The sequence below is a fragment of the Trichocoleus sp. DQ-A3 genome (assembly GCF_039961975.1).
Taxonomy (GTDB): Bacteria; Cyanobacteriota; Cyanobacteriia; order Cyanobacteriales; family FACHB-T130; genus FACHB-T130.
The window spans coordinates 156461-170174 of record NZ_JAMPKC010000002.1 but is presented as its reverse complement, the minus strand read 5'-3'; the positions used below and the strand labels follow the sequence as shown (position 1 = coordinate 170174).

The window sequence follows — 13714 nt, the reverse complement described above, 5'->3', positions numbered from 1 at the left end:
CGCCCATACTGATGCATTCATCGCTCATCAGCCTACCCTAAGCCATCCAAAGACCGGATCAACGGTGAGGAATTTTGGGATTGGTGGCAATTCACAACCAAGAATAAAGAAAGCGATCGCTTTTTTTGGGTGTGAAGTCAGGGCGATTGATACTGCTACCGAACGGGGATCAGAAACCCTGGGAATTCTCCACAAACTGTTTCCCACATTCCTTACAGAGATAGCACTGCTTCCCCCTTCGATACCCGTTTTTAGATAACTGCTCCGATTGACAATGCGGACACTTCATTACTTTCATTACATTGTCCAACTGAGCGTTCCCTACATACGGCTCTAAATATGACACCAACAAGTCCTCAATCTGCTGCACCAACTCTTGACGATGTTGTTGATCTGGGTTCCGAAGTGCCGACAGAATGACAGCATTACTGCTGTGGACGCAAACCTCTGCCAATAGACTACATTGCGCCTTACTTAATGCCGAATTTCTTTGCTTTAAGAGACCAGCCATGAAGTCAATTGCTTCCTGGGTCATGCTTTCATCGATCGACTGGAAAATCTCGCGGGATATAAAAAACTGCACAAACACCACCCGTGACACAGGTTGTTCAAACATCTGTGCGATCGCGCTGACCAATCCATGAATCATCTGTCGGAGTGGTAATCGAACCATCTCTGGCGTATCTGCCCTCGACCACATGGCCTTAACGCGCTCGGTATGGCGTAATTCCATCGCCTTAAAAATGGCAGCTTTATCGGGAAAAAACTGATACAAAGACCCAATTGCCGTCCCCGCTTTGGCTGCAATCAGATGGGTGGTTGCCGCTTCATAGCCCACTTCGTCAAACACTGCCGCTGCTGCATCCAAGATTTTTTCGACCCGTTCTTTACCTCGCTGCTGTTTGGGTTGACGGCGCAGACTTCTTGACGAATGTGAATATTCTGTCATATCCTGGAAACACGACGGATTATTCACAATTTTATCTCTACCGGAGAACATTATGCAGTCTATGCTTTTCGGTGCGCCTTGGTTGTTGGCGCACAAGTCGATGTTGGTAGTGAACCAACCTCGGAAGATTTCTCTGTATGGTAATGATTATGTGATGTGGAAAGACGCTGCTGGAGGAATCCATGCCCTGCCCAATGCCTGTCCTCACATGGGAGCAATGTTGTCAGAAGGATGGTGCGAAGCACACACGGATGGTACGAGTACTGTCGTCTGCCCGTTTCATGCCTTGCCGTTTGATTCAGAAGGATGCACCGTTTTGCCGGGAACGGAAAAGAAAACGTTGCCTCAACTGAAACCGTTAGAGTTAACAATTCAAGGAGATTTCATCTGGTCTTACGGCGGATACGAGCCAAAAGTGCCGATTCCCGCACTCTTGAATGACATTGCAGATACCTACTACTTTGTCGGGCATACCGCAGATACAAGTGTAGAGACCGATTTGCTGACTATGTTGCTGAATATGCACGACTATAATCACCAAAACGGTACTCACCAGGAATTATTCCGAGTTACCAATGTGGAATTTCATCAATTCATTGACAATGGGTATCATTCCCATGCCTTTTATGATATGCCCACCGCCCCTTACAGCTTGGCAGAAAAGCTGAGAAAACTCGATTTATTCCTACTCCCGACAAGCATCAAAGCCCACCTGGAAAACTACTTCCCATCTCTGGTGATTTTTCATGGTGAAATGCCATTAGGTAAAGTAGTCCAGTGTCACATCTTTATCCCAGAAGCCGAGAACCGCACAAGGACTTACATTTTGCTATTTGGTCAAGCTAAGCACCCTGCCTTTAAGCTATTTGGCAGGACATATCTCGAGTTTGGCAAGGTGGTAGTTGATCAAGATGCTGATATTTTGGGTAAAATTTATCCGAATACGCCTCAGAAAATTAAACTCAATAATGAAGTGGGTATGGACTGGGTGCGGCGCAATTTTCAAAATTTCCCAAATGTTGTGGAACCTAATCTTTCAAAGTAGACGGCGCATAGCTCTTCAATATTATGGTATCTGTTGGTTTCAGCATCACCTGATTGGGATCGCGTAACGTGCCGGAAGCGATCGCGCTTATGTATAGTGTCAATTGAGTATGATGCAGAGTTCAGTACCAATCAACCAACTCTAAGCCATCCAAAGACTCGATCAACGGTTAAATCCAAAGCGAGGAATTTTGGGATTGGTAGGCGATCGCTTCCTGCTAACTCGACAGGTTCCTGTCCTGGAATAAATGCCAAAATTAACCGCTCATCTGGATCGATTAACCATCCTAACTGAGTGCCATATTTAAGGCAGTGCAAAATGTTACTAATGACTTTAGTAGCTCTCTGTTCGGGTGAGAGAATTTCTATCGTCCAATCCGGGTAAATTTCAAAAGCATTCGGTACTTCGCCATCTGCTTCAAAAGGAATTCGTTCCCAAAGGAATACAGAAGCATCTGGAACAATCGAGCGCCCACCAAATGTACAGCGTAATTCTGGAAACGCTAAGGCAATTCGTGGAGTTTCTGCAACTGCATTGACAGCATCACAAAATTTAAGTTGTAGGCGAGAGTGTTTGCCTTGAGGCATCGGTTTTTGGTGAATTCGACCGCCAATAAATTCACTGGCAGGTTTAGTTTCTGGCAGTTTTAGGAATTCTTCGAGGGTAAGGGATGAAGGAATCGCTGTTGTCATCACCTTGAGTTCGGTATCGTTGCCGCTATGACAGAATTTTATCGTCTTTGCCATCGATAAGCTCCAAAGCGCGATCGCAACCATGAATAAAAAAGCGATCGCGCTGTGGAGATTGCGATCGCTTCCTACTAAAGTTCCAACACCCTATTTTCTTAGGGATTTGCTGCTGCAAAGGTGTTGCATTGTGCAGGTTCCCCTGTCTGAATCCCCCGCTTGAACCAGCGGACTCGCTGCGCTGAACTACCGTGAGTAAAAGAATCCGGGACAACATGCCCTTTGGACTGACTCTGCAAGCGATCATCGCCAATACTGCTAGCAGCATTCAGCGCCTCTTCAACGTCGCCTGCTTCCAAGATTTGCCGGGAACGATTAGCATGATGCGCCCAGATGCCAGCAAAACAGTCTGCTTGTAACTCCAACCTGACTGAAAGTTGATTCGCCTCTGCGCGACTAGCTTGACGCTGTAATGTACGAACTTTACTCGAAATTCCCATTAAGTTCTGCACATGATGCCCAACCTCGTGAGCAATTACATACGCTTGGGCAAAGTCTCCTGGTGCGTTGAGCTTATACTTCAAATCTTGATAAAAACTTAAGTCAATATAGACTTTTTGATCGGCGGGGCAATAAAACGGCCCAACTGCCGCACTGGCAGAACCACAAGCCGACTGTACCGAATTTGAGAAGAGAACTAACTTAGGCTCGACATAGTTCTCTCCGTTTTGACGAAACAGCGTACCCCATGTATCTTCTGTATCCGCCAAGACAACCGAAACGAAATCAGCCATGCGATCGTTCGCAGCAGATGATTGTGTTTGAGGAGACTGGGAAGAAGTGCGATCGCTCGGTACTTGTTCTTGTCCTTGCTGCAACACTGCACCCGGATCTCCCCCCAAGAGGGCAACAATGACCGCCAGAACGATTGTCCCAATACCACCCCCAACTAGAGGGCCAGAAACCCCACCCCCGCGTCTGTCCTCAACGTTGCTGCTTTTACGACCGAATTCCCAGCGCATAGCTTCAAGTCTCCAAACTACTCAACCCAGCAGAAGTAAGTAAAGTGCTATTTCACCTAACCCAGACTTTCCACAACCCACTACAAATATTAGCGATCGCCTTCATCTAGATCCTCTGCCAGAGGGACGGCGCTGATTTATAGACGATCCTTCTTAGGGAAGGCTATCTCAGGGTCAAACAGTAGAAGAATGGCACAAGAAAAGCCCCTACGCAAAAAATCGGAGGTTAATCAACCTCCGATCCTTAGTTAACCCGACCCTTTCTACCACTACTCATGTAGAGATTCAGACTGCTCAAAACCAGTGCTTAGGATACGTCCTGTCTTGAGCAAGATTGTTAAAAACTACTGCACAGAGTACCAAAATAATAGAACCTTCAAGTGCCGGGGTTAGCAGAAACTGCCACTGTGCCTTCGTCATCATTACGACTAATGCAACAGCTCCCGAAGGTGGATGCAATGTCCCTGTGAACTGCATCATGCCAATAGCAGTTGCCACAGCCATTCCCATCGCCCAGGGTTCCGCACCAAAAAGATGCAAAATCGTCAAGCTAACTAGAGCCGCGATAAAATTACCGCCGATTACATTACGCGGTTGTGCTAAGGGACTATCAGGTACACCAAAAATCAAGACGCTGGTAGCACCAAAGGGAGCCATTAGTAGAGGAGCGCCAGTTTTCACCGATAAATAAGCTGTGGCTGCAATGCCGATGAAACTACCCAGCGAACTCCACAGAATATGCCTATGATCGGGTCTCTCTAAAGGAACTGCACGTTTACTACCGCGTATTTTTAAGCAGTAATTGTCTACTCTCAAACGAATACTTTTGTAATTTAATTGAGGCAGAATGGTGCGATAATTTCGCCCTTTAGGCAGATAACTTCTCATCGTTTTTTTACTTTTATTCAGATAGTAAAATCGGAAAAATTGGTCATAAAAAATCGCTCTGCTCAGCTTGCAAATTTTTATAGGGATTTGCAAGCTATGACCAGATAAATATCTAAATTCTGCAATTCAACCGTATTGCTATAGCAAACTTAAATGCTGTTATTCAATCTAGGGAAAGAAGGTATAGATGCCATAATTCTCTTTCATACAAGCAGAAGGATGACAAAAAACCTCATCTAACATGAAAAATATTCTCCTGCGTTAACAAATGTCATGAAATCTTAACATTAGGTCAACCTTATCTTTTCCTCGTTCAAAATGGAACCTCTAATTCATAAGAATAAGCAATTTAAGTAATCAGTTTTATTGATACGTTGACAGCAAAAAACGATCGCTTGCGTGAATGAAGCAAGCGATCGCTCAGATAGATGAATTTTTAGTGCATAGAGGAGAAGCGCGCGTTCGCCCTTGGCGCAAGCGAAGCTATCGCTTTGTTAAAGATCCCCAAGTTATCTGATCGCAAAGCGGGAAGCCGGGAAGTTGAAGAGATTTTGAAAATTAGATTGCCGTTCCGCTCTGGGTTCTGGTGCATCGTCCCAAAGGCTTTCATAATAGAAGAAAGTTACACCCAAGCCGCGATCGCGAGCTGCCCGTACTTTAGATTGAATCAGTCGCATCGAAACAGGCTTATTTCTCAAGCCAGTGAGAACACCAACTCCAGTTGGAATTTTTTGTTGCACTTCTTGGATTTCCGGGCGGGTCAGCTGGTCGAGAAAACTTTGCAGATTGGGACGATAAACTTGCACAATTAACTCGTCCACAATATCTTTTCGCACCCAATTCAACCAATCTTGCAGATAAGTATTGTAAGCAGTGACGTAGGGATTAGGAGCAACGGAGAAAATTGCGTTGGTTTTTCTCTCTTTTACAGCTTTATTGAGTTGTGTCATGAATGCCGTAATTTTATCTGCACGCCAGCGCACCCATGCAGGATCTTTGGGATTGGAAGGCGCATCTTTCTTGGTTTCCTGTTTATACAAGGCAAGCGTGTAGCGATCGTAGCCAAATTCATTGGGCAAACTGGTGTGATCGTCAAACTGAATACCATCGGCATCATATTTAGTGACGACTTCCAGCACCAGATCGGTGATAAATTGCTGCACATCTGGATGGAAGGGATTAAGCCACACAACCTCACCCGCAGCGCCAATCCAAGTTTGGCTACCATCCCGCCGTTGCGTAATCCAATTCGGATGATTTGATGTCAATTCCGATAGCGGGGGAGCCATGAAACCGAACTCAAACCAGGGAATCACTAGCAAGCCTTGGCGATGGGCTTGGGCAATCAGGTCAGCGATGATATCTTGTCCCTGTAAGCCTTTGCTGACAGAAGATTGAATGCCTTCCCGTTGTGCTATGGCACTTTGGTAAAGCGTATAGCCAGAATTCCACACTACAGGATAGATCGTGTTGAAGTTTAGCTGCGCCAGTTGACTGACAGCATTTTGCAGCTTGGGGCGATCTCTGAGGATTTTATTGTCATTGTTGGTCATCCAAACCCCGCGAATTTCCTGAAAACGTTTCTGAGGGGTCGCTTCGGGTATTGGGCTTTGCTCGATCGCTTCTAGTGGCATTGGGCTTTGCGCGATCGCAGAAATCGGGTTGCCAGCCAGCAATACTGCGATCAATGATGCCAGAAACATTAACAAGAGATACTTGAGCGATCGCCACCAACCTCTAGGGATGAAATGCAATTTCATAAATTTGAATAATAAGTTAGCTATCCGATCGCTTAGCCTAGTGATGAAATGAACGATTAATAGTTTACAGGTATTTATATCTACTGAAAAATTGATTGTTAACAGGAATCATTCAATCAGTAATCCTGAATTGTTGTATTAGAAAAGCTGAAGCGTCGGGGTATTCTAAGTAGAATTACGGCCTACGCTCTATCAAACATTATTAGCGATCGCCTTCATCTAAATCCTTTCCCAGAGACAGTTGGATCTATAGTTTTTGTTTCAACTCGATCCGTAAGTGCGATCGCGAAGCGCCGACCTGTCGGTTCGCGCTATTGCCTCATGTCTGTCTTGCTCTAGGGCACATAAAATAAGGGTCAAGGCTGTTCAGATTAGCGTAGGCAGAGTAATAAGGAGCCAGAAATGAATTTAGCAGAGTTAGTGCCGATGGTGCGACAACTTTCTGCACCCGATAAACTTAAGTTGATCCGTATCCTGGCGGAAGATTTGGATACTAACGAGGATATTTCTCCTTTGGAGCCTTATAAAGTTTATTATTTGCCAACTCCTTATGAGGCTTTTGGTGCGGGTGAGACATTGATGCAAGCAATGCAGTCGGCTGATAATAAGGGTGATTGAACAGGATGCGCTTCAAATACTCTACAGCTGACTCATCTCTCTTAGGAGTTTGATAGTTTACCACGCATTCCCCTCATCCTTCGCAACAACCACCTTTCACTATTACAGTGATGCGACAAAACCCATTAGCAGAATTTACGAACTTTTCCTCGATTTGCAGTAATTATGCAATATGCAATTATGCAAAATCAATTTCTTGAATGTTTTGAATTACAGTATCCAGATTTGCCTTTGTTTCAGCCAACAACTCAAATGAAGGTTTTATTGCAGTTTGCTGTAAAGTATCTGAGAACTCATTTAGCTTTTGAAGGTTATACTCTGTATCGGAAAAGTACCTAGAAGCCGCTTCTGCGGTATCATTTACAATTTGCACATATTTTTGACTAAGTTTAGAGTATTCATCAGTGTAAGTTATAAGGTTTTTGTAGAAGCTCTCTCTCTTTATAGCCCAAGCTTTTAGAGGCTCAGTTATTAGTAAATTTTTCCAAAACTCATGTAAGATTTGGCTATCAGGAGTTATTGAATCATGAACCCTAGCTATACTATTATTAATTATTTCAAAATAATCTTCACGTAATCGTCCAAGTATATTGCTTTCCTTCGCTTTAATGTTTATCGGGAACTTATCTGTAACTATTGCCCAAATAAAACCTACAACGTTGCTAACAAGATTGATTATCACACCCAATACAATTGTTACAAACAGGTTATTTGATAAATTTCTTGGCGTTCCAAAGATATAAAGAAGATACAAAACTAGCCCAATCACACCAAATGAGATAGTCAAAATAGCAAAGCGTTTTCTCCTTTCAGCTTGCATTATACTTACCTCTTTTTTCCACTCATCATCAAACGTGGCAAATAGTTCTCTTATTTTAGTATTGACAATCCGTTGTAATCTATCAATTTCAGATTCAACCTCTTTAGCAAACTCATCTTTAATAATAGCTATCTGAGATTGTTTCCAATCTTCTAGCGAACTGTCAAGTAAAGCGGACTTTTCCGAAGACATTACTTTAATCTTGCCTTGAAGCTCTTCAGAGGAGGCTTGTAAATTAACAAAGTTCTTTGAAGCATCGATAAAGCTTCGAGAGGCATCCGGAAAAATATGCTCCTGTGCATCCTGCTTAATTATTGCTTTTTCTTCCTCAGTTAATTCATCAGACTCTAGCTCATCCATTCGATGTCCAAGACCAAGCTTTGAAATCGCTTCTTTAACATTCAGTGCGAATACTCCACTCCTGTAGACAGTTATACTGTCGAAGTAATCATCAAAATCTTTCGTTAAATCATTAATAGCTGACTTTAGACGTGACTCATATTCTTTTAATGGATGCTGTTCATTTAATAGCTTTTTAAGTTTTTCTACAGCAGCTTCTAAATCTCGGTGATATTGAGTAAGTTGATTATCAATTTTCTGGCAGTAATCTAACGCTTTGTCAAATAAAATTGGTGATGGTAGAAAATCTACGTCAACGAATAATTTATCACGCTGAAAGGCTGAAAATCCTAATTCCAGAGCTTCAGAACTACTCAGACTATTTAAAGACAATAAATTATCAATCCTACCCTTATTAGCAGATACATCATTTTTAAATTGCGGCGTAATATTGCGCTCAATCCTGGTTTTTATGAGTTTAATCCGTTCAGTTACTTCTTGCCTAATATAATAGTCTGGTTCATTTTCATTTTGACTACTAAAATAACCTGGTTGATTAACCTTCTTATCTTGAGAACACAGCAAATTTATAGAACTAGGAATTGCTGGCACCGCTAAAAGCTGCTTGTACGTCTTCTGTTTTATTTCGTTGATCGAGCTAATCTCTTTATTCCAAGATTCAGTAAGTGTATTATTAGTTACCCGAATTTTGCCTTTAAAGCGCTCAATATTTTTCTCTGATGTCTTTATAACATTGGACAAAAAACCTAGCTTTTCAAGTAAGAAATTACAAAAGAAAGATTGTAGTTTTTCCGCACTCGATTTAAAATATATTATTTTATGGCTATGAATATTAATCTGGGATTGAACATCTGAAATATTAGCAAAAGCAATAAGACTTTGGCGTAATTGTTCTATGTTAAACTTCGATTTATTATCTATTAAGTTTATACTTTGATGGTCAACATAAGAACTGTTTTTAAACAAATGATTAATTCTTTGCGTTAATTCGTTTAAAAAACTATCAGCTTTTATTTTGTTAAAATTTTTATGACTAAAAGGAGTTTCATCGTTATGTTTGAATTCATCAGCTCGTGTAATAACAAATCGAATAGGAATAAAAGCTAGATGGGAGTACTTTTCAGTCAGAAGAGGAACATCCGCGCTATCAAGAGGAATAGCCGCAGAAAAAAAGTAAATAACCAAATCACAAATTGGCAAAAAGTCTCTAGCTATTTCACTTGCAAGCAATGGATCGCCTGTTCCCGGAGTATCAGCTAAGACTATATTTCTCAGAAACTCGCTATCGATGAAACTCGCTCTGATTGATATTAGACCCTCTCTAGTAGTAGTCAAAATTGAGTCTTTATTATCACTATGAGTGATCAGTGTAATCGACTTATCAACAGGATTTAAGCCTACTTTCCTAACTTCCTCAGAAGTTTCATCTAACTCAAGCAACGAGTTTATAGTACTGGATTTACCTGTTGAAAAGTGACCCATGAGACCGACGTAAACTAAGTTCTTTCCCCGCTCAGTATATTGAAGTAAGCTTTTCTTTAACCGCAGAAGCAATTCCTGGTTTCTATTCGTCTCGAAGTTTGAGTCCAAGTCTAGAGCTTCCTTTGCAATTCGCTCTTGAAGATACTCTTCTAGGCGCTCAATACCTTCAAGAATCCGCTTACATTGGGCATTAACTTCCATACCAAGTTTACCAGTTTTCCTTATGGCTCTCTTATTAAGAATATAGTACACTATGGGATTTGCAGTAGTATAAAAAATGACAAATGCCCAATATGACAAGGATATTCAGCCAATTTGGGTTGTAATGTTAAGTTTTTTCGCTAAATCTTACAGTTCCTTACGTTTTCGTTGGTTTAATCCTAAAGATTGATGCTAGTCAGAAGGTGGGATCAAACAATGTTCTCATGGTGAGAAATAAATTTACATCTTTCTGATAACCCGGTTTATCCCAGTTCTCACATTAAACACAGACTAGCTATCAAACCTAAACCAGGAGACAAATCTGCTCGTTGTCTCCGAAGTTCACAAAAGTAGTAATTGCCGTAGTACATGAGCGATCGCGCAACGTACTGGAGGTAATCGCCAAGCGATAGAAAGCTACCACGATAGGTTGCTGGCTATCGCTTGGCAGGCTTTGCGTTTCAAAGTTTGTATGGATGAGCAAATCGAAATCAATTTAGCTTTGCATTTGCGTTTGACTTAGGGATTAACAAATGACTATTCACAACAAACCTGTTATGCCTAAAGCCAGCACATCCTATGTGCTGATGCTGGCGCTGGTAGCTGCGATTGGCGGCTTTTTGTTTGGTTTTGATACTGCCGTAATTAATGGCGCAGTAGCCGCTTTGGGAAGAGAGTTTCAAGTGGGTAGTGTGGCAACGGGATTCGCCGTTTCCTCCGCACTACTGGGTTCAGCAGTGGGAGCCTTCTTTGCCGGACAGCTCGCCGATCGCTATGGGCGGGTAAAAACGATGATCGTCGCGGCTATTATGTTTTTGATCAGCGCCGTAGGTTCCGGTATTGCCTTTACTATTTGGGATTTCATGGTTTGGCGATTGGTGGGCGGGGTAGCAGTTGGTGCTGCGAGCGTTATCGCCCCCGCCTACATTGCCGAAGTTTCCCCTGCACACCTGCGCGGACGACTCGGTTCTCTCCAGCAACTTGCGATCGTTACCGGGATATTCATTGCCTTGCTGTGCGACTACTTCATCGCTGTTGCTGCTGGTTCCGCGGAAGCGCCCTTCTGGTTTGGAGTCCCGGCTTGGCGTTGGATGTTCTGGACTGAGATCCCAGCTGCCATTGCCTATGCAGTAGGCGCACTGCGGATTCCAGAATCACCCCGCTACTTGGTCGCTCAAGGACGGGAAGCAGAAGCAGCTTCGGTTTTGGCAAAGGTTTTGGGTGGAGATGTTGAGGCGAAAGTACAGGAGATTCGGCAGACGGTATTGCGGGAACGCAAACCTCAACTGTCCGATCTCATGGGTAGGCATGGCTTACTCACGATAGTCTGGGTTGGTATTGGGTTATCTGTTCTGCAACAGTTGGTAGGGATTAACGTGATTTTCTACTACAGCAGCGTGCTGTGGCAGGCGGTAGGCTTTTCCGAGAAGGATTCGCTGTGGATTACGGTGATTACCAGTATCACCAATATTGTGACAACGCTAGTCGCGATCGCTTTCGTGGACAAGTTTGGACGCAAACCTCTGCTGATCCTGGGTTCTCTGGGCATGACTCTTACCCTAGGAACGCTGGCGGCAACCTTTGGCAGTGCGCCCCTAGATGCCGCCGGGAACCCCTCCCTAACTGGAAATTCTGGCATCATTGCGCTGCTAGCTGCTAACCTCTACGTCTTCTGCTTCGGCTTCTCTTGGGGACCCGTCGTTTGGGTGATGCTAGGGGAGATGTTTAATAATCGGATTCGCGGGGCGGCACTATCCGTTGCTGCTGCGGCTCAGTGGATTGCCAACTTTGCGGTGTCCACGACCTTTCCCCCTCTCAAGGATGTGGGTTTAGGCTTTGCCTATGGCTTGTATGCGACTGCTGCGGCGATTTCCTTGTTCTTCGTTCTGCTGCTGATTAAAGAAACCAAGGGTAAAGAACTAGAGGAAATGGTGTAGTATCGACTTTCACCGCAGGTTCTTTGGTTATCGGCGGTAATTGAACAGAGTGCGATCGCGCTAAGTTTTAACCAGCATCCTTGCACCACCCTATTGAGTAGAATTTGCACCCAGTTGAAGTGCATAGAGATTGGCATAGACACCTTGTTGAGCGATGAGTTCTGCGTGAGTACCTCGTTCCACAATTTGTCCTTGCTGAATCACTAACACTTGATCGGCTTGCGTTACTGTACTGAGGCGGTGGGCAATCACAAAGCTTGTGCGACTTTGGAGTAGACGCGCGATCGCATCCTGCACCAGCGCTTCTGTGCGAGTATCAATACTACTGGTAGCTTCATCCAGAATCAAAATTCGGGGGTTGATTAATACAGCACGCGCAATACTTACCAGCTGTCGCTGTCCTTGGCTCAGAGGCGCACCCCGTTCTCCCAATTGAGTCGCGTATCCTTGCGGCAAGGAAATGATAAATTCATGCACATTAGCTAATTGCGCCGCTGCTTCAATATCAGCTTGCGTGGCGTGAGGACAGCCGAAAGCAATATTTTCCGCAACTGTACCGCTGAACAAAATATTGTCTTGCAAAACAATGCCAATTTGACGACGCAAACTCGCCTGCGTCACGCTCCGTACATCAATCCCATCAATTTTAACTGCGCCCCCAGACACATCGTAGAAGCGCAGAATTAAGTTAATAATCGTACTTTTACCCGCTCCGGTTGGTCCAACTAATGCAATCATCTGTCCCGGTTGAGCGTGCAGATTCACCCCTTTGAGTACGAGTTGAGTAGGGGTATAGCCAAATGTCACCGCTTCAAACCGCACCTCACCCTGAATAGGCGGCATCTCAGTCGCATTAGGGGCATCGTTAAGTTGCGAAGGTTCATCTAACAGTAGAAAAATCCGCTCCAAACCTGCCATCGCCGATTGAGCTTGCGTATAAAATTGGCTGAGAATTTGGATAGGACGAAAGAACTGCTGAACGTATAGTAAAAAGGAGGTTACAACCCCCACAGTTGCGGCTCCTGTCACCGCCAGATATCCTCCATACGCCAACACTGCGGCGGTAGCTAATGTATTGAGAAAATCAATCGACGGCAAAAATGCAGCCGTAATTGCCACTGCTTCAACGTTGGCATCGCGATTGGCTGCGTTGACAACATCAAACTCTTCAATATTGAGTTGGATGCGATTAAATGCTTGTGCTTCCCGGACACTGCTGATACCTTCTTCTAGCTTGGCGGAAAGATCGCCGATTGTCTGCCGCGTGACGCGAAATCTCGCTCTTGCCCAGCGGGAAAACAAGCCAGTCGTGAAAATCATCAATGGCACCGCTAAATTGCTCAGCAAACCAAGTTTCAGATCGATTGAGAGCATGGCAATAATAATGCCAATTAAGCTGAACGTGTTGCCCAACATTTGGGCAATCGTCTGTCCAAATGCTTGATTCACTGTATTCACATCATTCAGCAAGCGGCTCATCAAATCACCCGCTTCGCTGCGATCGAAAAAGCTGATTGGAAGGCTTTGGATTTTAATAAAAATATCTTGCCGCAGTTGAGCCAGTACGCGCTGCACGATCGAACCCACGCGCATAATCTGTCCTCGAATTGCCCAAACACCGAGGATGTAGATCAGTCCCAGTACCCCCAACATCAATAACAATCCCCGCAGATTTCCCCGCGCAATCAGATTGTCAATAGACCAACCAATCAAAAAAGGGCCAATGGATTGCGTTGTAGCCCCAATCGCCACTAAGGTTAAAGCAATGGGAATTTCTTTCCGATAAGGTCGGAGATATCGTAAAAAGCGCCGCAGAGTTGAGAGTTGGTGAGTTGCTTTTTGCTCGGATGCGACAACGGGGCCTGGGACTCTCATGCTTTTATTCCCGACTTATTTTTTCACTTCGCTATCGTATCGTCTGGAAGGACTCTCTCAAACCCACATCC

9 protein-coding genes and 2 pseudogenes are annotated in these 13714 nt (G+C 44.0%); 3 read left to right on the top strand and 8 right to left on the bottom strand.

Going from position 1 to position 13714, the window contains the following annotated elements; genetic code table 11:
- Positions 1-184: 184 nt before the first annotated feature.
- Both NDI44_RS03755 and NDI44_RS03750 read right to left on the bottom strand, forming a co-directional pair.
- Positions 185-289: pseudogene (locus tag NDI44_RS03755) on the bottom strand (TetR/AcrR family transcriptional regulator); the annotation flags it as partial.
- 57 nt (positions 290-346) lie between these two features.
- Positions 347-949 (bottom strand): annotated as a pseudogene (locus NDI44_RS03750) (TetR/AcrR family transcriptional regulator); the annotation flags it as partial.
- A 52-nt stretch (positions 950-1001) separates the two neighbouring features.
- Between NDI44_RS03750 and NDI44_RS03745 the strand changes: the two are divergent.
- Positions 1002-1994: a Rieske 2Fe-2S domain-containing protein gene (locus NDI44_RS03745; protein ID WP_190412430.1), complete on the top strand. Its 993-nt coding sequence runs from the start codon at positions 1002-1004 to the stop codon at positions 1992-1994.
- Positions 1995-2125: 131 nt separating this feature from the next.
- Here the strand turns inward: NDI44_RS03745 and NDI44_RS03740 are convergent, their stop codons facing one another.
- The 4 genes from NDI44_RS03740 to NDI44_RS03725 form a co-directional block, all read right to left on the bottom strand.
- Positions 2126-2686: a Uma2 family endonuclease gene (locus NDI44_RS03740; RefSeq protein ID WP_190412861.1), complete on the bottom strand. Its 561-nt coding sequence runs from the start codon at positions 2684-2686 to the stop codon at positions 2126-2128.
- Between the two features lie 152 nt (positions 2687-2838).
- Positions 2839-3702 (bottom strand): neutral zinc metallopeptidase, encoded by an 864-nt coding sequence (locus NDI44_RS03735; protein ID WP_190412429.1) that lies wholly within the window; start codon positions 3700-3702, stop codon positions 2839-2841.
- 294 nt (positions 3703-3996) lie between these two features.
- Complete coding sequence (locus NDI44_RS03730; RefSeq protein ID WP_190412428.1) at positions 3997-4590, bottom strand: HPP family protein; 594 nt, start codon at positions 4588-4590, stop codon at positions 3997-3999.
- Positions 4591-5099: 509 nt separating this feature from the next.
- Entirely contained in the window at positions 5100-6350 is a 1251-nt protein-coding gene (locus NDI44_RS03725) for a glycoside hydrolase family 10 protein (RefSeq protein WP_190412427.1), read from the bottom strand.
- A gap of 402 nt (positions 6351-6752) precedes the next feature.
- Between NDI44_RS03725 and NDI44_RS03720 the strand changes: the two genes are divergently transcribed.
- The gene (locus NDI44_RS03720) at positions 6753-6968 is read left to right on the top strand and encodes a hypothetical protein (protein ID WP_190412426.1); all 216 of its coding nucleotides are present in this window, start codon (positions 6753-6755) and stop codon (positions 6966-6968) included.
- 178 nt (positions 6969-7146) lie between these two features.
- Here the strand turns inward: NDI44_RS03720 and NDI44_RS03715 are convergent, their stop codons facing one another.
- Positions 7147-9831 carry a hypothetical protein gene (locus tag NDI44_RS03715; RefSeq protein ID WP_190412425.1) on the bottom strand — a complete coding sequence of 895 codons (2685 nt, stop codon included), beginning with the start codon at positions 9829-9831 and terminating at the stop codon, positions 7147-7149.
- Positions 9832-10364: 533 nt separating this feature from the next.
- On the opposite strand from NDI44_RS03715, the gene NDI44_RS03710 reads away from it, so the two are divergent.
- Positions 10365-11768, top strand: a complete 1404-nt coding sequence (locus tag NDI44_RS03710) for a sugar porter family MFS transporter (RefSeq protein WP_190412424.1) — start codon at positions 10365-10367, stop codon at positions 11766-11768.
- Between the two features lie 90 nt (positions 11769-11858).
- Here NDI44_RS03710 and NDI44_RS03705 read toward each other — a convergent pair whose 3' ends face one another.
- Complete coding sequence (locus NDI44_RS03705) at positions 11859-13643, bottom strand: ABC transporter ATP-binding protein (protein WP_190412423.1); 1785 nt, start codon at positions 13641-13643, stop codon at positions 11859-11861.
- Between the last annotated feature and the right edge of the window lie 71 nt (positions 13644-13714).